The following is a 21800-nucleotide window of genomic DNA, read 5'->3' as shown; positions in this document are numbered from 1 at the left end:
GCAGATGAAACTGAACGTCAGTGTGCCCAACAGCATGCACGTGGCTGCGATGACCCAGCCCTGGGAGCATGCCCTGACGGGCGACGATATTGGGCATGCGCTGAAAATTGCAGACGATCTCGGCTTCAACAAGTGCATGCTGGGCGAGCATTTCATAATTCCCCGTGAGCACATCGAACTGTCAGGCGACCATTACGTTCATGGAACAGTGGCTCTCGCATTCCTTGCCGGCCGAACCTCCAGGATGAAAGTCAGCTCTTCGGTCACGATCCTGCCCCTCCAAAACCCGATCGTCCAGGCCAAGGCATGGTCTACGCTCGACTGGTTGAGCGGTGGGCGGGCGACCGCGCTGTTCGGCGTGGGATGGCTCAAGGAAGAGTTCGACATGCTGGGAGTGGATTTCCATAACCGGGGACGAATGGCCGACGAGTACGTGGCTGCGATCATCGAGCTGTGGACCGCTGACAATCCGGAATTCGACGGCGAGTTCGTGAAATTCAGCAATGTCGGGTTCGCACCGAAGCCGGTCCAAAAGCCGGGCCTGCCGATCTGGTTCGGCGGCGACGCGGAAGCTGTTCTCAAGCGCGTGGCAAAGTTTGGCGACGGTTGGTCTCCGTTCAGGACACCGCCCGAAAAATTCCCGGAGTGCCTGGATTTCATCCGGTCCCAGCCCGAATATGACGGGCGCCCCATCGACTTGTTCTTCGCGCTCGAAATGCTCAATGTCGGTGCGCATCACGAAATCATGGACGACCCGCGCGCGCCAGGAACTCGCGACGCGCAGAAGATCATCGACCAGATCGGATGGCTTCGCGACCTGGGTGTCAACGAGACGATCGTCCCTCTGCCGCCAGGGATTGGTGGAATGGATGAATACGTCGAGCGGCTGCAGTGGGTCGCGCAAGAGATCATGCCGAAAATCTGAACTGGGCCGTCGGAACGACGGGTTTGGTGAGCGCCGTTCCATCCAAATCGAAAAACGGGAGGTAGCAATGACCCAGTATGATGTGGTCGTGGTGGGTTCGGGCGCGGCAGGCATGACTGCCGCGCTGCGCGCGGCGGCGGCGGGGAAGTCGGTGATCGTTCTCGAGAAGGCATCGCATTTTGGGGGAACGACCTCGATCTCGGGCGGCGGTATCTGGGTTCCGGTAAGCCCGCAGGCGCGGGCCGCCGGGGTCGACGACAGCAAGGACAGGGCGCGGCAATACGTCCTGGATGTCATAGGTCCCTCGGCCGAGCCGGCGCTCATTGATGCCTACCTCGATGCAGGGCCCCGGATGGTGGAGTGGCTGGAAAAAAACAGCCGGGTCGAATTCCTGCTCTCGCCGCCGAGCAGCGATTGGTATCCCGAAGTTGACGGCGCAGCCGATCACGGTCGTTTGCTCGCCCCTAAGGAGTACGATGGCAAGAAGCTGGGCGAACACTTCGCGCAGCTGAGGCCCGCGCGGGAAGAGTTCAACGCGCCGGGAGGCTTCATGATCGACCTGTTCGATCTGCCATATCTTGCGCAAATGCCCTCGGCAAAATCGCTCGTGCACTTCGGCAAGCTGGCTGCCAAATTCGGGTTCGACAAGCTTCGCCGCTATCCTCGCGGCACGCGTCTCACGATGGGAAATGCACTGGCGGCCCGTCTCCTTCGCTCCGCGCTCGACGCGGGGATTACGCTGCGCACCAATGCGCCGGTCGATCATTTGCTGGTGCAGTCCGGCCGGGTGACCGGCATTCGGGTAGGTGACGAAGATATCGGTGCAAGGCTGGGCGTCCTGCTGGCATCGGGTGGATTTTCCGCCAGCGAGCAGCTTCGCAAGGCTTATATCCCTTTTGCCGAAAACCATGTCTCGATCCTCCCCTACGAAAACACGGGCGACGGCATGAACATGGGATTGGAGGCAGGCGGCGCGCTTGCCGAGGAAAATCTGGTCAACGCGGTATGGGCGGTGGTCTCCAAGCTCACGCGGCCCGACGGATACGTGGCACGCTATGCCCATCTCATCGATATGTCGAAGCCCGGATGCATAGCGGTCAACGCCAAGGGCGAGCGCTTCGGTAATGAAGCATCTGTGCATTTCGTTGAAGCGATGCACCGTGACGGAGCTGTTCCGGCCCACATCATCTGCGATGCCGATTTCATCAAGAAGTACGGCATGGGCATGGTCTATCCCGGCGGCGGCGGTCTCAAGAAGCTTATCGCAGCAGGCTATGTGACCGAGGGGCGCAGTCTTCGCGAACTCGCAGAGAAAATCGGCGTAGAACCGGACGGCCTTGTCGCCAGCGTGGCCAAGATCAACCGCTATGCGGAGATCGGGCATGACGCCGACTTCGGAAAGGGAGAGACACAGATCGACATCGAGATCGGCGATCCCCGGAACAAGCCCAATCCCTGCCTGGGGCGCGTCGAGCGGGCTCCATTCTATGCGATCAAGATCTACCCCGGCGATGGCTCGACGACCGTGGGCCTCAAGGTCGACGCGCAGTTTCGCGTGGTAGGGGGAGACGGCACACCTGTTCCCGGTCTTTATGCTGCCGGGTTGGATGCCAATTCGATCTGGCGAGGCAAATCGCCTGCGCATGGGTGCAACGTAGGTCCTGCCATGGTCACCGGCTTTATTGCGGGCAATTCGATGGCGCAGGCCCTGACACTCGCAAACTAGCTCTCAAGTCACATACACGGCGCTTCTCGTCCCGGCGGGAAGCGCCCTGTGCTGTGCATTGCCGGAGGGCAGCGGCAATAAGGCTGCCGAGGCGGCCCCCGCGACGCATCGGTTGATTGACCATAATCGCCGCCATCCGGGGCGGAGCGCGCAGCAAGGAACGTGACGAAGGTCGACGGCTAGCGCGCTATGCGGCAACGCCGGTTCATTCGGCACAGAATTTGGGCCGCATCGCCGCACCGTGAACGCTCCCCAGCCTCGTGCCGTCGGACGCGTCCCAATACCCACGCCAGAACCAGACCCGCCCATCGAAGTCCAGATCGAACACCGCCGCGACGAGCGCTGCCGAGCGCCGTCAATCCCAAAGCCGGCGCGCTGTGCCTAACCATTCCGTAGAGACGGGGCCGGCGTCGTGATTTCCCGGACCACGCAGTAACACTCATCGTACAGCTCACTTCGTCGCGCCAGCTCTCGGCAGATCGGATCGGCACCCTGGCGCAGCGGGGCGACTGGAAGGGCCGATTGATAGTTGGCCCTCGGTGGCAAGCGCCACGCGCAATTGGCTTAGGTCGAGATGGGGACCATGGATGAGCGCCAAAACCTGCAAAAAGCCGTATCCCAGGTCTCCGTCGAAGGTCGGGGTGGTCCCTCTCTTCGGGCAGGTTGCGCTTCGGTCGCGCCTGCGATGCTCGGTATCCCGGATGCAGCGTAAAATCGGTCCGCAAAGCCGGCAAGCTCCCTCGGCCCAGGTTCGAGGGCCTTCGCCGGGACGGACGACGCTGTAACACAAGAACACATCAGGAGAGTTCGATGGACCCACAAGCCCAACCGCAATACCGCAATGCGACGGTCGATCCTGATTGTGTGCCTCGTCCTTATCCTACCCGAACTGGTCATCTGCCGACCTCGATGGAGGGGATCGATGCCGCGTGGTTGGGATCGATTATGGCCCACAAGTATCCCGGCGTCGCGGCACGCAGCATGGAAACGGTCCAGCTGCTGAACAGCCACACGACCAAGTGGCGCGTCAAAGTGGATTGGAACGAAGCGGGCCTTGCCGCCGGGCTCCCCGCGAACCTGTGCCTGAAGGCCAACTGGTCGGGCAGCTTCGACAATGTCGATATCCATGCCGTCGAGGCCCGGTTCTATCATTTCCTCGCCAAGGAAATGAAGGTTCCCACCGCGCAGTGCTATTACGCCGACTGGGACGACGATGGCAGCGCTCACGGCCTGCTCGTGCTGGAAGACCTCAATGATCGCGGTGGACACTTTGGTCACAGTACGCAGCACTCCGGCATCGACATGATCGCCTCCAACCTCGAGGGACTGGCTGGTCTTCACGCCAGTCTCTGGGGAAGCGAAAAAATCTCCAAGGCCAATGCCCCGTGGCTGCAGACGCAGATGGATACTCCGGTCGACAGCGACCAGGTCCGCATCATGTGGCAGTGGATCGACGACAATCTGAAGGATCCGAATTTCCGCGCGATCGCGCCAAAGCACTATCTTGACGATCCGCGCCGCGTCGAGCGCGCATTCGACCGGCTGGGCGAACTTGAGCGTGCCTATGACGCGCCCTATTGCATCGCACTGGGTGATTGCCACCAGGGGAACACCTATATCCTGCCTGGCGGGGAAAGGCTTTGGTTGGATTGGCAACTGGTGCGACGTGGACGTCCGTGGCGTGATCTTACTTATTTCCTAGTCGGATCGCTGACCATCGAAGAGCGGCGCGCCCATCACAAGGATCTGCTCAAGCAGTATCTGTCTTACCTGACCGCGACGGGCGTTCCCGGAATTCCCAGTTTCGAGGAGGTCTGGGAGCAGACGCGCTTGTGGGTGATGTACGGAATTCAGGCGTGGGTCGCCAACCACGACTCCTGGGGGCAGAACGGGTTGCCTATGAACGAGCGGTTCTTCGTCGCGGGCGAGGAACTGGGGACCTGGAAGATACTGCTGGGAGAGTGAGGATGGGACTGGTTCAGGGAAAAATCGCCGTCGTCACGGGATCGGGATCCAACATCGGGGAAGCATGCGCTCGCAAGCTCGCTTGCGAGGGCGCTAAAGTGGTTCTGGCAGACATTAATCTGGCGGGAGCAGAGCGCGTGGCGAAGAGCATCCGCGCCGCCGGTGGGGAGGCGATGGCATGTCCGCTCGATCTTGCAGAAGAGGCGAGTATCGCTGCATTGGTCTACGCAGTGATCACGGCTCATGGCCGGATTGATGTCCTGCACAACAATGCCGCCAACACCGCCGTCAACCAAATGGCCGCTGACGGTGCTCTGGTCGATATGGACGCAGCGGTTTGGGATGCAGCGTTTCGTATCAACACGCGCGGCACGATGCTGATGATCAAACACGTCGCTCCCCACATGATCGCCGCGGGCGGTGGGTCGATCATCAATACAAGCACGGGCGTTTCGATCCTCGGGGATGTCTTCAACCCGGCCTATTCTTCCTCGAAAGGAGCGGTGAACAGTCTTACGCGCAACACTGCCGCCCAGTTGGGCCGCCAGAACATCCGCTGCAACGCAGTGATGCCCGGTTTGGTTCTTACACCGCAGGCGCGCGAAATGATGCCTGCAGAACAACTGCGCATGATCCAGCGGCATGTCCTGTTGCCACGAGAAAGCGTGCCTGACGATATCGCCGGGGCCGTGCTGTTCCTTGCCTCGGATCTTTCGGCATTCGTCACGGGCCAAGTCTTCTCGGTCGATGGCGGTATTTGCCACCACACTCCATATTTCGGCGATGTCATGGATATGCAAGCGGCCGCACACTAATGAAAACGGAGCGGTCAGTCGCAGACTGACCGCTCCCCACAAGATTACCTGATCGGCTCCGCGGATAACGCGGAGCCGAATTGATTTCAGAACTGGACCTTGGCAACGACCCCGTAAGTGCGCGGATCGCCTACAGCTACCGAATTGACCGGGAAGCTCTTGAGCAGGACATCCGCAGCCGCGAAATATCGCTCCTTGGTCAGATTGCGGACGAAGAAGCTGAGATCGACGCCAGTATGAGCGATGTTCTCCCAGTCCAGGCGCATGTTGACGAGATTGTAGCCTGGCAGCTTTTCACCATATTGACCACCGAAGTCCGCAGTCATGAACAGGTCACCGCTCAGCACCAGATCACCATCCGCCGGACGGACAGGCAAAGTCCAGTTCGCGCTGAAAGTGCCGGAAAAGGTCGGCGCGTATTTGTTTACGTCGGAAGAGGTGAAGGAAATTCCCTCCACGTCGGGCAGCGTGAGCTTGTCTACCCTCATGTGCGTATAAGCGCCGTTGAAGGAGACCGTCAGGTTTCTGCTGGGGCTGACGGCGGCATCCAGTTCCACGCCATAGATCGACAGGTCTGCGGCGTTCACGCCGAACGAACCGTTGGTGGGACTGTCCGGGGCGGAAGCGGGAATCAATGTTTGCGCGTTCAGAAATTGCAACGCGTTTTTATACTTGCTGTAATAGGCTGCTGTGTTGATGTGACCGTGGGCACCGGCGATGTTGAACGTCCATTTCTCGCCGATCTCGATATCGGTAAGCGTCTCTTTCCCGGTTTTCTGGAATGGCCGCAAATCAACGCATTGACCCGAGCCGGATCCGCAGGCGGGGTCGGTTCCCCCGGTCGTAAAACGCGTTTCGAACAGCGGCGTGTTTACATTGACACCGCGGTAGCCGCGACGGCTTACCACATAAAGCAGGAGGTCAGGCGCGGCCTTCCAATCCGCACCAATCGTCCAACTGGGCGCGGAGCCGCGATTGGATACCACGCCGATGCCGTCGGGAAGATTGAGCTCTGCAAGCGACCGGCAGGTCGAATCCTCGGCATAGGAAGTTCCGATGGCGCCGCCGCAAGCCGACACACGGTCCCAGCTGTAGCGCAGGCCGGCGTTGAGCGTGACGGCGTCCGTCACCTTGTAGGAGATCTGTCCGAACGCAGCGTAGTTGGTGTTCCTGACATTGGCGGTGACGACTGCGGCAGGTGTTCCGGGCGTGGTGAATGCGGAGAATGTCGAACCGGAGGGACCATCGGGTGTGTCATGGCTATAGAAGCCGCCGACAATGAAATTGAATCGGTCGAAGCTGCCAAGGAACTGCACTTCGTCGGTCAGATACTGGCGCTGAATCAGCGCAGCCGCATGGAATACTGTGAAGGGAACATCCACCGGACTGCCCAGTGCGGCGCCCGGCAGGTACATTGGGCCGAGAGCAGAAGTGTTGATCAATTGGTCGCTGCGATTCTTGCGATAACCGAAAATGTTTCGCAGCGTGAATTGGCCGAAACTTGCGGATGTGTCGTTCGAAATGCCCCAGTTGCGACGATTGGCCCGGCCGGATCCCGAATCGTCCGTGAAAGCACCGTAGAAATTCTGCTTCTGCAACGCGAGATACTGCGCTGTCTGAGCATCAAGGGAAGCGCCGATCAGTGACCCCGCAGCCGCGCCGACCGACGGGGCGAACAGGTCCGTAAAGCTGAAGTTCTGGCGAAGCAGATAATACCCTGAAGCAGATTCCCTGGCTTTGAAGTAGTCGAAAATGGTCGTGCTCTTCAGCCAGTCGGCGGGCGTGAAGAGTACCGAGGCTCGTGCGCTGTCCTGACGGACGTCATTGAACCCATCGCCGCCGTTGATCGAATATGTCATCGGATCGCGCCGTCTGATCTGTCCTGCAACGCGGATGGCCAGAACGTCCGCGATGACCGGGACATTGAGGGCGCCCTGAACTTCGCGATAGTCGTAATTGCCGTAAGTCCCCTGCAGATAGCCGCCAAAGTCCTGGCCAGGTGATTGCGGGGATATCAGAACTGCACCGCCAAGGGTGTTGCGGCCGAACAAAGTGCCCTGCGGGCCCTTGAGGACCTGGATGTTGCCGATATCGAACGTCGGCACGTTCGAGCCGAGCGAGGCAAGGGGCACGTTCGCGAAATAGGTAACTACACCGGGCGTGACTTCGCCAGTCGGTATCTGCCCGATCCCGCGAAGTGAAACCGAGGTGTTGTCCTTGCCGCCCTCCGAACTGAATGTAAGACCGGGCGAGATAGTCCGAATATCGGCAATCGTCTGGACGCTGCTACGTTCAAGGGCGGTATCGGAGAATGCTACGACCGATACAGGCACGTCCTGAAGCCGCTCCTCACGCCGCCGCGCTGTGACGACGATCTCGCCGGTCAGGGACGGGGCGGCGGAGGACTGCGCTTCAGCGGTCTGGTCGGGCGTGGGCGGGCCATCGGCGGCCCATGCCTGAACAGGAAGCACGCTCATTGCACAGAGCCCGGTCCCCGCTACGATGCGGACGAATTTAGTTTTCATGTATCGCCTCCCACTTGCGTCCGGCTTCTTGCGCCGCGCGTAGATATTCCCCGCTGCTAAAGAACGGGCAGACGGCGGGAGCTATAGAGATCTATCTCGTTTCGATTCCTATCTTCGGAGGGGGCGAGGCCCAAATTGGTTTCGGTTTTTCTGGCGCAAGGATCTGCCTTCGAAACAAGCAGATTCTGGTCGGTGACGAACATTGAGCAGAACGTCGCTTTGCTGGCTTTCGCTCAGTCTCGGCACTTCGCGCTTCACGGAATATCGGCATTCTTCCCCGTCGAGGTTATGCGCGGCGAGAATTCTTAGCCCGTTCTTGACAACGCTGTTTGCAAATCGCCTGAAATTGAATAATGACGAATTTGTCATTATAGGAGACAGGGATGCAAATCGGCAAGTTTGACACTGGCAAATTGACTGTCGCCTGCGTCGAGAATCCTGTGAACGCGGCTCGCGCATTACGCCCATTGCTCGCAGCAAATGCCGACAGATGCGAAAAGGAACGCCGCATCGTCGCGCCGGTGATAGAGGCTTTGCGCAACTCCGGCTTGTTTCACATTACTGCACCCCGGCGCGCTGGAGGGCCGGGGCATAAACTGATCACCCATATTGAAACGGTGGCGGAACTCGCTCGTGCCTGCCCGGGCACCGGCTGGGCCTACGGTTTGCTGAGCGGAATAACCGGTACTGCTCTTGGATTAGGGCCGTCGATGACAGAGCTGCTTTTTCGTCATGGGGGTGAACTGTTCTGCAGCGCATCGGCGCCCAGCGGCAACGCGACGGGAGTACCCGGCGGTTACCTCGTCTCGGGACGGTGGGGATACGGTTCCGGATGCCTTCATGCCGATTGGGCGCTGAACGGCATCATGCTTGATACAGCGGTTGGCGCGCAGCCAGCCATGGCATTCTTGGACCTTCATGATCCGGCATGTTCCATCGAGGACAACTGGCATGTTGCAGGTATGGCCGGCTCGGGGAGCAACATGATCGTTGCCGAAAACGTGTTCGTGCCGGAAGAGTTGATCCTGAAACCCAGTGATACACCTCCACCAGAAGTGCTCCTCGAGATGGAAGGTCTCGAGGCGCGGGACCGCTGGCCGATGGAGCCGTTGTTCCCGCTGGGCGTGTTGGCGCCGATGCTCGGCGCAGCAATGGCGATGCTGGAGCACGTAGTAGAGGTGATGGACCGGCGGCCGGTCGTAGGCTGGACTTTTACCACTCAGACTGCCTCCGAAGCCTTGATCGGAATGACAGGACGCGCGGCAATGGAAATCGACTCGGCCTGGCTGCACGTCCGTCAAGCTGCCGCGATGCTGGACGAGGCGGCACAGCAACGGGTCTTGACTGGATACGACAAGGCGCGGATCCAGGCGGACTGTGGTTATGCCATGGAACTACTGCGTGGGGCAGGCGAGCGGCTGATGGACGTGGCCGGACCTGGTGCCTTCGCGTTGTCCAATCCCTTGCAGCGCTTCTGGCGCGACCTCAGCGTGGGCACGCGCCACAACGCGCTCAATAGCCATTTGTCCCTGGAGCTTTACGGGCGGGCAATCACGGGCCGTGCATCGAACATCCGCCTCATTCCCGACATCGGGCCGGTGCCTGTCCTTTCAAACGACCGATAACCCTTTCACCACAGGAGAGAAAATGATGCCCATTCCAACACCTCAGGCAATCGCGACCTTCCTCAAAGAGCAAGCCGAGATGTTCACCGCCGGGCGGCTCGACGATTTTCTGGCGGCGTTCAGGGCTATCGCGCCTGGAGGGTTTAGGGTGCAGGATCCAGCAACAGGTCCGATCCAGGAAGGGTGGGACAAGCTGGAGGCACTATGCCGTGAATATGCGGGCTGGAAGCTTTTCGTGGAAGATGTGAAAGTCAGCGGCAACGAAGCCGTAATCTACGTCCGCAACGAAGGGGAATATCAGGGGCAAGCCATCACTGCGTATAGCATCGAACAGTATGTGTTCAGCGATGATGGCAGCCTGCTTGCGCGCTATTTCCATCCCGTGCAATAGGACAGCATGTCCTCGGTTGCCTCCCACCTTCAAGAGCCGGATCCGCGCAGCAAGGCAGCAGCGCTGCGGCGCGAGCGGATGCGGCAGAGGCTGATTGAGGCGGTACTTGAACTCTACCAGCCAGGCCAGGCCGCGCAGCATGTCCTCATCGACGACGTGATCAAGCTGGCGGACGTCTCGCGTGGGAGTTTCTACAAGTATTTCGAATCCATCGATGCGGTAGTCGAGGAGTTGGCAGAGGCGATGACGGTGGGCATGATCGCCGATTATCGCCGCTTGTTCGAGGATATTTCTGATCCACTGGTGCGGGCCGTGGGCGGTGCGATGATGGTGATGCTGCGCGCGCTACACGATCCGCGGTGGGGAGGCTTTACCTGCCGCATCGACTTTGTGGATTATTTTGCGCGCGAGCGAGCGTTTGACCTCATGGTTCGCGATGCGCTGGAGGGTGCCAGGGATGGTGGCCAGATAATGTTCACATCGGCGGACGCCGCCGTAGACCTCATCGTGGGAATGACTGTCGAAGCTCGGCGGCGCCTCGTTCGCGGAATAAGCGATCCGCATGACTATATGGACGAGATGATCCGATGCACATTCTGCGGGCTGGCGGCAGCCCCCGACGTAGTGGCTCTCGCATGCGAGCAAGTACGGTTTCGCATTTTCCAGGAGGCAACCGAGTTGGACTGGTGGTCAAGTTCGATCGCACATGGGTGATCTGCCTTATTCGATCGCCGTCGGCCGTTCTTGAACCAGGCGTTGGCGAGCCGCACATCCATTCAGTATTTTCGCGTTGAGAGTACGCTTTGCGTCGCCAAAATCCGGTCGCTCCGTCGCCGCCAGCAAACCGCAATCGAGCCTTCATCGCACCAAAGCCTGCCAATCTGATGGTCCGGATTCCGCAGCAGGCAGCGATGACAAGGTGGGCAGCGCACACATCCGCTGCGTACCATGGCCCGGTGGAACCAATTTCGCGTTTCGCCTGCACGGGCATGCGCGGGGGCAATCTTAATCCCCGACGCCGGCCCGTGGCATTCTTTCTCGACAAATGGTGCAATAGGCTACGCTGATCAGGCCGGCGCCGGAATTGCCGTGCCTGCTCGTGTCTTAGCGGCAGCGACCAATTGGAAGAGGCCTGAATTGTACTGGGTCAACTGTTCCAGCGTTAGATCGCGGTAAGGCGTCATCGGGCAAAGCGAATCGACCACCTCCCAGAAGGGTTCGATCTTCTCAAGCACCTCATCGACCGGTCCGCAGGTGACGAACGCCTCCACCATCTCGTCGGAGACATTGCCGATCACTTTTGCAATGTCTCCATGTTCGCCGAGGCTCAGTTGGCAGGCCCGTGCCTGATCTCCAAAGCCGATCGCCTCGAAGAATGGCTCATATTCCTTGTAGCCGGAATAGGCGGCAACCGTAGCCCGGCTGTCGTTGATCGCCTGCTGTTTGTCGTCGTTGACCGCGATCCAGGGCCACGCATTAATCTCGATATCCTGACGTCTGCGGCCGTGCTTTGCCAGTGTCTCATTTATGAAGGGCAATTTGCTCCTGGTATAGGCCGCAGACCAAAGGGCGTGCACCATGAGCCCGTCGCCGATTTCGAGCGCCAGCGCGGTCATCTTGTCCTGGAGCGCCGCGATCCAGATCGGAACGCGCTCGCGAACCGGCGGCGGGGTCAGCATCATTTCCTCGAAATCGGCGGTGAAGTATTCGCCCTTGATCGGATCGAGGCCCTTATGCGCATTGGCGATCACGTAACGGATGACGCCGACGCTCTCCCGCAGGTGCGTCAACAGCTTGCGTTCCGGCTCTCCGTACATGCCGGTCACGCAGCTCTTGATGCTGGAGCCAAGGCCCAGCACGAAGCGCCCTTCGGAGATTCGGTCAACTTCTATCGCCGCATAGGCCGTTTCGAGAGGACTGCGCGTGCCGACGATAGCCACGCCAGTGCCGACCTTGAGGCTACGGGTCAGTGCGGCAGTCGCCGTCATCGGAATGAACGGAGGGCCGTAAATCTGCAGAGAGAAGCAGCCTTCGAATCCGACCTGCTCCATTTGCTGGCCAATGCCGGCCATGATCGGGGCGGAAAGAGTGGGCATGACGCCCCACCAGCGGCGCTCCGCGCCAACGGCATTGACAAGCTCGGGCATGAGTACTCCGAAGATAAAAAAAGGGCGGACACTAATGTCCGCCCAAGGGGAGAGGTCAGGTCAGAACCGGAAGAGTTCGTTGCGAAGTCCGATGATCTCGCTGCAATCTGCGCTGACGTTGTCGCGATAGGCGAAATCGCCGTTGGCTTGCCGATCGGCTAACTCCATCATCGCCATGCGGTAACGCTGACCAGCCTGGTCGAACTTGCTGTGGAGGTCCTTGCGGTCGGTATGACGCATGTAGCGCGGGCTTTGCGGGGAGGTCATGTAGCTGTCCTGGCGCGAGACCTTGTAGCCAGCTTTGGGCATGACATGACGGAACATGAGCCCGGCATTGGTCGTGTTCATCACCATTTCCATGCGCGTGCGATCCCGCGTTTCGGGCGTGCACGGATGGAAAAGAGGGACGTCGTCCCCTGGGCTGAACCGGCCATAGGCGATCGCGCAGTGCGAGCGGAGGTAGATGCGAATGACCTGGCGCACGTTTTGCGTGGGCTGCCTGATGCCGCTGAAGAACTTCATTACCGGCGCGACCGACTTGTTCACGCAGGTGCGAACCATAGTGACTGTTTCGCTGTCGTAGAAGGTTTCCACTGTCTCGCTGTCCGATCGCTCATCCCCCACGACATCGGCATGAAGGAAATCGGCGTGCGTAAGGTCGATCAGGTTTTCGAGGCTGATCGGTGCAGCGCTCTCAAAGCGTACCGTCGCGGTCATGTGCCGCGGAAGTCCGCCGTCCGGCGGCAGGAACGGCAGGCTCGGAAGGTGTACCGGATCTGCTGCGAGCGGATTGCCGAACCAGACCCACACGACGCCGTAGTGCTCCATCACCGGATAGCACCCGCGGGCGTCGGTATATTCGCTCTTGTCGCGCGCTATCCGTTCGTTCGGATGGAATTCACTGGCGATCACGGTGCCGTTCTCGCGCCAGAGAAAAACCGGATAGGAATAGACCGCACGTCGGACGGGCTTGGCCGTCACAGAATAATTGTGCGCGACTGGAAACCACGTATCGCGCATGACGATATTGTGGGGCACCCAGCGATTGATCGCATTCAGCGCGATCTGACCGGAGCCGGTGCCGGTGCCGGTGCCGGAAGGGGGACTTCCGTCGTGTTCGGCGGAACGATCAGCGACTTCAAGCATCTCTAGTTTCTCCTTCAGGCCGCTTCGGTCTTGTCGCGCACGAGCGGTGTCTGTTCGAGCATTGCGCTGCGCAGGTCCTCGCCGTGCAGTGAGACGGTGGGTTTCGTGGCACGCAGCCTGGATCCGTCTACCGATGACAGTACCGAAAGCGGATTGATTCCCCGCAGAATTGCGCCGTGCAGGCCGGGTTGGCGCACGCCCAGTGCAGATCTCCAACGCACAGCCGTGACGCCCCGCGCCGAGGGAACGGGACACAGCATCGCTCGCATTAGCTCGTTGAATTGATCGTCCCGCAGGATGAGCGTGGTTTGACCGGTCTGCGGGTGCGTTCGCGTCAGCAACGTCAGCGGAAATTCCGACACAAAGTGCGATGGCCAGTGCGGCGTGCTCCACTGACAATTGCGCTCCATCACCAGCATGCCATCTTCTTCATGAAGTTCAGACATGAGATATGGCGTGAAGCGGACTCCCCTGATCTTGAGGATCAGGCTGGGATCGTCATAGAGCGCATTGAGATACTCCTGATGGCTGCAACTCACGTTTGCAGTGCCGCAGTAGTTATACTTGTCCTCGGCTATTAGTGGAACTTTCGCCTTCGGGTCCAGGCACACACGTACAAAGCCGCCTTGTTCGAACACGCCGAACGCGTTGGCCTTGTAGACCGGCGGAAACTTCTGCTGGTCCTTCATGTTCGGGATTTCCTTCAGGCGCCCGGTCTCGCCGTCATAGCTCCATCCGTGATAGCCGCACTGAATCCAGCCATTGTCGCGGATGCAGCCGAGCGAGAGAGGAGCCCTGCGGTGCGGGCAGCGATCCTCGAGCGCGCGCGCAATGCCCTGGCTATCCCGCCACAGCACGAGCGGCTGATCGCCAATATCGACCGACAGGGGCTTCTGGGAGGTCACTTCCTCGGAACGGGCTACCGCCCACCAGAGATCATTCTCGAGACTCATAACGTCTATCCACTCTCCCTTTTGATTAAATTGACGCGTGACAATTTATAAGTCAATGACTTTTGAATATGGCCTTCCAGATGCTCGATAGACCTCAGCGCGCCCGCGGCCGTCCTGCCCAGAATGCCGACCTGGCGCTGGATGAGGACAAGCTTCTGGGCCTTGCGTTCGCCACATTTGCAGAGCGCGGATACGAGGCAACGACCTTGCGCGACCTCTCGAAGCGGCTGGGCGTCAGCCACAATCTCCTGAATGTACGTTTCGGACGAAAGGAGGATCTGTGGGTCCGTGCGGTCGATTGGCGGATGGCCCAGGCCTCTCCCTTCGTTGAAATTGCTTTCGACGAGCAGGCTGACGCCGAAGTGCGTCTGCGGCACCTGGTGGAGCGGTTCTGTCTGTGGGCGGCGAGAAACGGCGACATAGTCGCGCTTACCAACGTCGAAGGTTGCCGTTCGACCTGGCGACTGGATCACATCGTCGAGCACTTCGTGCGGCCATTCCAGCGAAGGCTGGACGATCTTCTCGATGCGGTTAGGCGCCAGCGGCCCGTCCACGGCCTTTCGACGGCTGCCCTGATGGCCCTGCTTGTGCAGGGCGTTGGATACTATTTCTGCGCGGTCCCGATGCAGCAACGACTGGGCGCCGGGCATGAGGTCGACGCGGACCACGCCGACCAGCAGGCAGCCCATTTGGCCACTTTTCTGCTGGCGGCCTTGCTCCCGCCTGTCGAGTGAACAACGCGGCGGGAGCAAGTGCAAATCACTTGTAGGGGTCGACGGGCTGCGGCACGTCGATCACACCGATGTCCTTGAGCATCGAGAGAACGTCCGAAATGCTGAAGATGCTGACGATCTTTTCGTCCTTGAACTTGACGATCGAGAACCAGTTCACCTGGAACTCGTTGCCGGTCGGTTGCACGCCCATGTACGGGCCGCCTACGTGCTTGCAGTAGTGGGTCGCATAGATCCAGATCTCGTCGTCGCCCTTGCCTACCGCGTCGATGGTCTTGTAGGCGGCGGGGAAGAAGGTCTTGTACAGCGCAACCGGCGAGGTCTTCCACTGATCGTAAGTGCCAAGATCCGGCCGGTTGGGGTTTCCATACCGAAAGTCGGAATGGAAAAAGCGGTCCATGCCATCGAAGTCACCCGCGTTCAGGGTTTCCTGAAGGTCGGTCCAGTGCTTGACCATCTTCTTCTGGGCATCGGTGAGCAACGGGGAAGCGGACACGTCCAGTTGTTCGCGAATTGATTCTTTCCAGGCCACGTTTGTCCTCTCTCTCTTTCTCTGTTCAGTCTATTGGTATTATCAATCCTCGGGCGCGATAGTCACGGTAAGACCGGACAACGCATCCGTCATCATCAGCTGACACGACAGTCGTGACCTGTCGCCGCGGTGAGGCGACCCATCCAGCAAGTCGCTTTCATCCTCCGTCACCGGAGGCAGCGTCGCTGCAAACGAGGGATCGACGTAGACATGGCATGTCGCACAGGAGCAGCAGCCGCCGCAAAGAGCCAGAAGTTCGTCGAGGCCGGAATCGCGAATGGCTTCCATTACCGATGCATTCGCGGAAGCCGCGATCGTCTGCTGCGAGCCGTCACGGGTAATGACATTCAATTCAGGCATGGCATTCCTCTGCTGGAGTCTGGTCGATGCATGGCTGTTAGCGAGCGCGCCTCGGCTCACGACCTGCCGAAAGACAGGTCGGGGAAGGAAGTTACGTCACTTCAACCTCGACATCGAAGCGGTCGAAATAGAACCCGAACGGCCGGCGCAGCTCTTCCGCTGTGACAAGGAAATCTCGTTCCAGGTCGTAGACGATCTTTCCTTTCGATTGTTCGCCGTGCTCGGCGAGATAGCGATGGAGTTCAGCCAACGCTTCGTCCGTCAGCTCAACGCCTGCGATGCGATAAATCTCTCTCAGTATCCGGTCCGGGGCTTGCGTCCATTCATCGAAATAGACATCGATTGTCTGGTCCGCTGGCAGGACATCGCGGTCCCTGACGCAGGCACGCAGCAACCTCTGATACCGATCGGGCCAGTAGCCGAGCGGTTCCGCGATATCGACGGTCTTGCGCAGCATCCGGGCAGCGTAAGTGTACATCGTAAGCTGCGAGCGGATTGAGCCGACGGGATCGCGATGGGTCAGCACGAAAGTCGCATCCGGGAATGTCTTGTAGAGGGCCGGTAGCTGTTCCATGTGCTGCGGGCACTTGATGACCCACCGATTGGGCCCCTTAAGGAACGTCAAGACTTGGAGGCATTTGCGCAAATAAGCGTATGTTCCGGATTGATCGTGACTGAGATAGTAGTCCCGCCAGCGCGGCACGAGGGCAAGCCATTCTATGAGGTAGGAGGAGAAATCGACAGCCTGCAGCTCGATGTCCTCGCTGATGTGATCGGGCGAGAACTCGTGCATGATAGCCATGTAAGGCAGGATGGATTCCATCGTTCGCCAGCCTTGTTCGGCCTTTGTCCAGCGCGGGTTGGAATCTTGGGTCGTAGGCGTTTCATCGGGCGCCGCTACCGGCGCGATTGCCTCCCACCAGGGCAAGGAACGAAACCGGCTGTCTGCCGCAAGCAGCCCCAGCAAGTGCGTCGTACCGGACCTTGGAAGGCCGGCAACAATGATCGGCCTCTCGATCGGTATTTCGAGAATCTCGGGGTGTCGCTTCACGATATCCTCGACGCGCAAACGTGTTGCTGCATAGCGGATCATCATCTGGAACAGATTTGCCCGTGTCACGGCAGAGGCGTTTTCGTCCTCGTCGATGGACTGGCACCAGACCGCCAGACGTTCCTGAAAGTCCTGGGCGCCGAAATCCGAAAGGCCCGTCTGCGCCATGGCGGCTGTCAGAATGACCTGCGGCTCGAACACAATATGCGCAGCGGCAGCTTCGGCGCCGGCGAGCACCTGCTTCTGGATTTCGTCGAGCACGGGGTGATGAAGGTCGGTGATATCTATAACGTTGGGGTGCGTTGCCCCCTTCTGAGCGGAATCGACCATGTCACTCTCCCTTGGCCTTTGCCGCATTTAAGGAGATGGACCCTGTCCTAGGCAAGGTGATCGGGCATCGCAGCTCTGCCAAATCCTGCTTCATAACGCCAGTCGCCGTGCGCGGCGGATTTCGGGAAAGGGCGCCTGGGAGAGTTTGATGGACACTGTTTCACAAATCTACGACCTGCCAGCCACTCCGGAGATGGAGTGCAGGGTCGAAGGGCGCATCGAACTTCCTGGCGTGGTGATGGAACTCCATCGCTACCGTTTTTTCGGGCGGCAGGAAGGCATCTTCACTTCGCATCGTGGGTTTCTGGATCTTGCCTTGTCGCCGCGGCCAGGCCGTCCGCGTGGCGGCTTTGAAAGCGGCGGGGAGGGAGCGCTGGGCGAAATTATCTTCGTTCCTGAGGGAAGCAGGTTGCATACGCGCTGGGGTGACGGTGAGCAGAAATCCATCTGTTGCGGATTTGACGGAGTCGGTTTCGATCTCGCGGACGCGCGCCGTCCAACAGCCGATTTGGGTTTGGCATTGCTCGACGTTCGCAGCGCGGCGGTGCGCGCAGCTCTGAGGCGTATTGCGGGCGAAATTGCACAGCCCGGGTTTTGCAGCGAATTGCTGGTGCAGGCAATGTGGCTCGAGGCGGCTATAGAGTTGCAGCGGTATTTGCGGCTGAATACGGGGGATCGAAGCGCGCGCAGCGCACTCTCGCGCCGTCAAATGGAGCGAATTAACGAGCGGATCGAAATGCCTGGAAAGCCGCCCTCAATTGCCGAAATGGCAAAAGATTGCGGTCTTTCCACGCGTCATTTTTTCCGATCGTTCCGAGCTGCCACCGGCGAAACGCTCACCAGCTACGTCACCGAGCGCAAAATCTTCAGAGCCAAGGAGAGGCTCAGCCAGACCGAGATGGCTATCAAGGTCATCGCGTGGGAATGCGGTTTCGATAGTCCCGCGGCGTTCTCCGCCGCATTTCGCAAGGCGACCGGAGTGACCCCGCGGCAGTTCCGGGATGCCCTGATGCACTAAGGCCGTTTGGCGATGGCTTTGGCAGGGCTGCGAAAGTTCCGATTGTTGATGTGAAGGCCGCAACGGGCAATCTTTCGCCGAGCGGGCCAGACTTCAAAGCGGTCACAGGGAGATAGAGCGTGCCGGAGAACCTGTTCGACCTCAGCGGCAAAGTGGCACTGGTCACAGGGGCAAATTCCGGGCTTGGCTTCGGCTTCGCGCGGGGGCTTGCCCGTGCAGGCAGCGACATCGTGATCTGGGGACGCCGGCGGGAGAAGAACGAGGAGGCTGCTGCGGCCCTGCGCGCCTATGGAGTCCGGGTCTTTGCTGACAGTGTGGATGTGGCCAGTGAGCCGGCCATCGTCGCCGGGTTCTCACGCGCGCTCGAAGCCATGGGGCGGATCGACACGCTCGTTGCAAACGCAGGCATCGCAAGCCAGGTGCCCTTCACCGAAATGGACGTTACACGGTATCGTCAGCTGATCGACGTCAATCTCGACGGCGCGGTCTTCACGCTGCGCGAAGGTGCACGCCACATGAAGGCCCGCGCCGAGGCTGGCGATCCGGGGGGCTCCCTGATCATTTGCGGCAGCGGCTCGATCTTCCAGGGTGTGCCGACAATGGCGCATTACGGTATCGCCAAGGGGGCGCTCAATGCGCTTGCCAAGGCGCTGGCAGCGGAGCTCGGCCACTTCGGTGTGCGCTGCAATGTCATAGCGCCCGGCTTCATCGAGACGGAAATGACGTTCGCGGACCCGGAGATCGGCCGAAAGATCGCCGATATCGTCGCATCGAAAGCGCCGCTGGGAAGGGCAGGAACCCCGGCCGACCTGGAAGGCGCTGTGGTCTATCTGGCGAGCGACATGGCAGCATACCACACCGGTGACACGCTCGTCGTCGATGGCGGGAAGATGTCGGCCAACTGACCGGACGGCAGGTGCGAGAGGGTATTTCGCCGCCAGTCTGGAGCCTAACATCAGGAGGATTGCATGTTCGCCCGGCCAAACAGCCTGCACAGTCAGGTCGCCTACGTCACCAATGACCTGCCCACTGCCATGGCGAGGCTCAAGCAGGAATACGGTACGCCCGGCTTCTTCGAGATGTGCAACATCCAGCCAGGGGAAGATCCCACAGGCAAGCCGGTGCTCAAGATCGCCATTGCGGTCGTGGGGGGCGTCGAAATCGAACTGATCGAGCCGGTGGGCGACACTGCGCCGCTGTTCAGGGATTTCCTGCCGCAAGGGGATGAGCTTGCTATCCGCTTCCATCATATCGCGACCCGGATCGGCGGGCCAATGGCGAATTGGGAAGCGCATCTGGGCTCGATCGATCAGGAGCGCCACCCGGTGGTGTTCGAAGGCGCGGTCGGAGACATGCTGCGCTATGTCTATACCGACGAGCGCCCAACGCTCGGGCATTTCGTTGAACATGTCTGGATGTCTCCAGAATTGCTTGCACAAATGCGAACGCTGATCCCGAGCTTCCCCCCGGTGGAGGGCTGAGACGATGACCCTCGCGCTATCCCGCCTGAACTTTCGCGATATCGGCGGAACGCCTACCTCAGACGGCCGAAGGGTTCGGCACGGCATTCTTTTCCGGTCCGAGGGGCCGGCCAGTTTCGTGGAAGATCACCGCGAAGAACTGGTGAGGCTTGGTTTTCGCAGCGTTGCGGATCTGCGCTCGGACATTGAACGTCAATCGGCACCACACGATTGGTGCGGACCGGATTGCAGGCTTCTCAATCTCGACATGAATACCGACCTGCGCGCGCAAGGGGAGGATATGTGGGCATCGCTCGGGCAGGAGCCGAGTGCCTCGCGCGCGTCGGAAGTAATGGCGCATAACTATGGCCTGATGCCCCAGGCTTTCCTGCGCCATTTGCCGACAATGGTTGAGGCACTTCTTTCCCGCGAAACACCGATGCTGGTTCATTGTACGGCCGGCAAGGACAGGACCGGGGTCGTCGTGGGACTACTCTTGGAACTTCTGGGCGTTCCGCGAGCGGTGATTGCCGAAGATTACCGCAAGTCCGATGTCTTCGGGGAAAATCTGCGCATGTCGGATCATCTCAAGCGTGACCTTGAAAAGACGTTCGGCTTCGTGCCGCCCGACGAAATGGTCGCGGTGCTGATCGGCGTTCAGGACAGTTTCCTCGCGCGCGCCTTTGACGAGATGGAGAGCCGGTGGGGCGGCGTCGACGGTTATTTTGCCGCTGCCGGAATCGATGAGGAACAGCGCGCGGCGCTGCGCGCGCTGCTTGTCACTGACTAGGCGCGAGGTTCGTGCGGGGATGACGACAATCGCGGCCTTGACGACGATGCCGGAAAGCGGAGCGACCCAAGGTGCAGCATGGATCGGTCGCAGAAAGGTGGAGAGCGATATGAGCGATAACGGCGTATTCGAATGGGAAGACCTTCTCGACCAGCTTCGTCCGCTGGGTCAGCAGATGCGCGATCGCATTCCCGAGCGTCTCCGCAGCGATCCGCATGTCATGCAGGAATCGATGCGGCTCTTGCTCTCCGGAGTGCTCAGGACCGCGAACGATGCGATCATGCACGATCGTAGTCATCCGATCTTCGTCCCCGAACTCAATATCTGCCAGAACATCTTCCAGCCCAACGCAGACACCATTTACAAGGCGGCGCTGATCGAGAAGGGCGGCACTTACCGCATTCGCGGCGATCGCGGCACCACGCGAATGATGATCCTGGCCCAGCTCGGTCCCGACACGCTCCGCACGGGGAAGCATCATCCCGCCCAGGATGCGAATGATTTCGATGACCTGCGGATTGCGCCTGACGGCAGTTTCGACGTTATCCTCTCGCCGCAGCGTCCCGCCGATTATGACGGCGACTGGTGGGAGCTCAAGCCCGAGACGGAAAAGTTGATGGTGAGGATCGTGGCCTGCGACTGGGGTTGTGAGCGCGAGCCTCGCTTCGGCATCGTCCGCCTGGATGCCGAACATGCCGCCAAGGGAAGACCAAGCCTCGCCCAGCTCGCGCACCGGTTCGCGGAGATTCCCATGACGGCGGCGGTATGTGCGATGGCATTTCCCGACAAGGTCCAGAAGCTGCGGGACGAAGGGTTGATCAACACTCTGAAAGTGGCTGATTTCTCGCAGATGACGGGTCTTGCTCGGCAGTCGTACTATGAAGGCGCCTACGAACTCGCCGAGGACGAGGCCCTCATAACCGAAGTGCGGATCCCGAAGGAGGTCGGGTACTGGTCCTTGATCCTGACCAACGAGCTCTACGAAACGACTGACTGGTATCACAATCAGTCCAGCCTCAATGCTGCGCAGGCCGTGGTCGACGTCGACGGCGTCTTTCGGGCTGTTATTTCCGCGCGCGACCCGGGCGTGCACAACTGGCTCGATACCTCGGGCTATTCCAGCGGCGCGGTGCAGGGACGGTGGTTCAACACTGACGAGCGTCCAACCCCCAGCATGAAGAAGGTGAAATTGAACGAGGTCCGCCAGTATTTGCCGGCAGGCACCGTTTTGGTGGCACCGCGCGAACGCGCCGAGGCAATCCGCGAGCGGGCGCTGCGAGCGCATACCCGCATCATCTGGTGAAGGACGG

At 60.0% G+C, this 21800-nt stretch carries 20 protein-coding genes; 13 read left to right on the top strand and 7 right to left on the bottom strand.

Annotated elements, in window-relative coordinates:
• Positions 1 to 4: 4 nt before the first annotated feature.
• From NTCA1_RS16810 to NTCA1_RS16795, 4 genes are all read left to right on the top strand, one after another.
• Complete coding sequence (locus NTCA1_RS16810; RefSeq protein ID WP_133085063.1) at positions 5 to 925, top strand: TIGR03619 family F420-dependent LLM class oxidoreductase; 921 nt, start codon at positions 5 to 7, stop codon at positions 923 to 925.
• Positions 926 to 992: 67 nt separating this feature from the next.
• Complete coding sequence (locus tag NTCA1_RS16805; RefSeq protein WP_133085108.1) at positions 993 to 2651, top strand: FAD-dependent oxidoreductase; 1659 nt, start codon at positions 993 to 995, stop codon at positions 2649 to 2651.
• Positions 2652 to 3461: 810 nt separating this feature from the next.
• Positions 3462 to 4616 carry an oxidoreductase family protein gene (locus tag NTCA1_RS16800; protein ID WP_236549398.1) on the top strand — a complete coding sequence of 385 codons (1155 nt, stop codon included), beginning with the start codon at positions 3462 to 3464 and terminating at the stop codon, positions 4614 to 4616.
• Between the two features lie 2 nt (positions 4617 to 4618).
• Positions 4619 to 5431 carry an SDR family NAD(P)-dependent oxidoreductase gene (locus NTCA1_RS16795; protein ID WP_236549397.1) on the top strand — a complete coding sequence of 271 codons (813 nt, stop codon included), beginning with the start codon at positions 4619 to 4621 and terminating at the stop codon, positions 5429 to 5431.
• Between the two features lie 86 nt (positions 5432 to 5517).
• Here NTCA1_RS16795 and NTCA1_RS16790 read toward each other — a convergent pair whose 3' ends face one another.
• On the bottom strand, positions 5518 to 7956 hold the full coding sequence (locus NTCA1_RS16790) for a TonB-dependent receptor (RefSeq protein WP_133085065.1): 2439 nt from the start codon (positions 7954 to 7956) through the stop codon (positions 5518 to 5520).
• 383 nt (positions 7957 to 8339) lie between these two features.
• Here NTCA1_RS16790 and NTCA1_RS16785 point away from each other — a divergent pair, with 383 nt between their 5' ends.
• Genes NTCA1_RS16785 through NTCA1_RS16775 form a run of 3 tightly spaced genes read left to right on the top strand, consistent with a single transcriptional unit; the run spans position 8340 to position 10686 of the window.
• Entirely contained in the window at positions 8340 to 9581 is a 1242-nt protein-coding gene (locus NTCA1_RS16785; RefSeq protein WP_159831189.1) for an acyl-CoA dehydrogenase family protein, read from the top strand.
• Positions 9582 to 9603: 22 nt separating this feature from the next.
• On the top strand, positions 9604 to 9972 hold the full coding sequence (locus tag NTCA1_RS16780) for a hypothetical protein (protein ID WP_236549396.1): 369 nt from the start codon (positions 9604 to 9606) through the stop codon (positions 9970 to 9972).
• Between the two features lie 6 nt (positions 9973 to 9978).
• On the top strand, positions 9979 to 10686 hold the full coding sequence (locus NTCA1_RS16775) for a TetR/AcrR family transcriptional regulator (protein WP_133085066.1): 708 nt from the start codon (positions 9979 to 9981) through the stop codon (positions 10684 to 10686).
• A 353-nt stretch (positions 10687 to 11039) separates the two neighbouring features.
• On the opposite strand, the gene NTCA1_RS16770 is transcribed toward NTCA1_RS16775, so the two are convergent.
• The 3 genes from NTCA1_RS16770 to NTCA1_RS16760 are packed head-to-tail and all read right to left on the bottom strand — an operon-like array spanning position 11040 to position 14218.
• Positions 11040 to 12119, bottom strand: a complete 1080-nt coding sequence (locus NTCA1_RS16770) for an LLM class flavin-dependent oxidoreductase (RefSeq protein ID WP_133085067.1) — start codon at positions 12117 to 12119, stop codon at positions 11040 to 11042.
• A 60-nt stretch (positions 12120 to 12179) separates the two neighbouring features.
• A complete protein-coding gene (locus NTCA1_RS16765) occupies positions 12180 to 13265 on the bottom strand; it encodes an aromatic ring-hydroxylating dioxygenase subunit alpha (protein ID WP_236549395.1) in 1086 nt (361 codons plus the stop codon).
• 14 nt (positions 13266 to 13279) lie between these two features.
• Entirely contained in the window at positions 13280 to 14218 is a 939-nt protein-coding gene (locus tag NTCA1_RS16760) for a Rieske (2Fe-2S) protein (protein WP_159831188.1), read from the bottom strand.
• 68 nt (positions 14219 to 14286) lie between these two features.
• On the opposite strand from NTCA1_RS16760, the gene NTCA1_RS16755 reads away from it, so the two are divergent.
• A complete protein-coding gene (locus tag NTCA1_RS16755) occupies positions 14287 to 14952 on the top strand; it encodes a TetR/AcrR family transcriptional regulator (RefSeq protein ID WP_133085069.1) in 666 nt (221 codons plus the stop codon).
• A gap of 25 nt (positions 14953 to 14977) precedes the next feature.
• On the opposite strand, the gene NTCA1_RS16750 is transcribed toward NTCA1_RS16755, so the two are convergent.
• From NTCA1_RS16750 to NTCA1_RS16740, 3 genes are all read right to left on the bottom strand, one after another.
• Entirely contained in the window at positions 14978 to 15445 is a 468-nt protein-coding gene (locus NTCA1_RS16750) for an ester cyclase (protein WP_236549393.1), read from the bottom strand.
• A 78-nt stretch (positions 15446 to 15523) separates the two neighbouring features.
• Positions 15524 to 15841 (bottom strand): 2Fe-2S iron-sulfur cluster-binding protein, encoded by a 318-nt coding sequence (locus tag NTCA1_RS16745; protein ID WP_133085071.1) that lies wholly within the window; start codon positions 15839 to 15841, stop codon positions 15524 to 15526.
• 91 nt (positions 15842 to 15932) lie between these two features.
• On the bottom strand, positions 15933 to 17222 hold the full coding sequence (locus NTCA1_RS16740; protein ID WP_133085072.1) for a sulfotransferase: 1290 nt from the start codon (positions 17220 to 17222) through the stop codon (positions 15933 to 15935).
• Positions 17223 to 17370: 148 nt separating this feature from the next.
• Between NTCA1_RS16740 and NTCA1_RS16735 the strand changes: the two genes are divergently transcribed.
• The 5 genes from NTCA1_RS16735 (at position 17371) to NTCA1_RS16715 (ending at position 21793) form a co-directional block, all read left to right on the top strand.
• Positions 17371 to 18240 (top strand): AraC family transcriptional regulator, encoded by an 870-nt coding sequence (locus NTCA1_RS16735; protein WP_133085073.1) that lies wholly within the window; start codon positions 17371 to 17373, stop codon positions 18238 to 18240.
• Positions 18241 to 18359: 119 nt separating this feature from the next.
• Complete coding sequence (locus tag NTCA1_RS16730; RefSeq protein WP_133085074.1) at positions 18360 to 19145, top strand: SDR family NAD(P)-dependent oxidoreductase; 786 nt, start codon at positions 18360 to 18362, stop codon at positions 19143 to 19145.
• Between the two features lie 63 nt (positions 19146 to 19208).
• On the top strand, positions 19209 to 19721 hold the full coding sequence (locus NTCA1_RS16725) for a VOC family protein (protein ID WP_133085075.1): 513 nt from the start codon (positions 19209 to 19211) through the stop codon (positions 19719 to 19721).
• Positions 19722 to 19725: 4 nt separating this feature from the next.
• On the top strand, positions 19726 to 20490 hold the full coding sequence (locus NTCA1_RS16720; protein ID WP_133085076.1) for a tyrosine-protein phosphatase: 765 nt from the start codon (positions 19726 to 19728) through the stop codon (positions 20488 to 20490).
• A 19-nt stretch (positions 20491 to 20509) separates the two neighbouring features.
• Entirely contained in the window at positions 20510 to 21793 is a 1284-nt protein-coding gene (locus NTCA1_RS16715) for a DUF1214 domain-containing protein (protein WP_236549392.1), read from the top strand.
• The last annotated feature ends 7 nt before the right edge of the window (positions 21794 to 21800 follow it).

The organism is Novosphingobium sp. TCA1 (assembly GCF_009811895.1).
Lineage (GTDB): Bacteria > Pseudomonadota > Alphaproteobacteria > Sphingomonadales > Sphingomonadaceae > Novosphingobium > Novosphingobium panipatense_A.
Note: the sequence above shows the minus strand (reverse complement) of the source record. Positions and strands in the feature narration are given on the sequence as shown.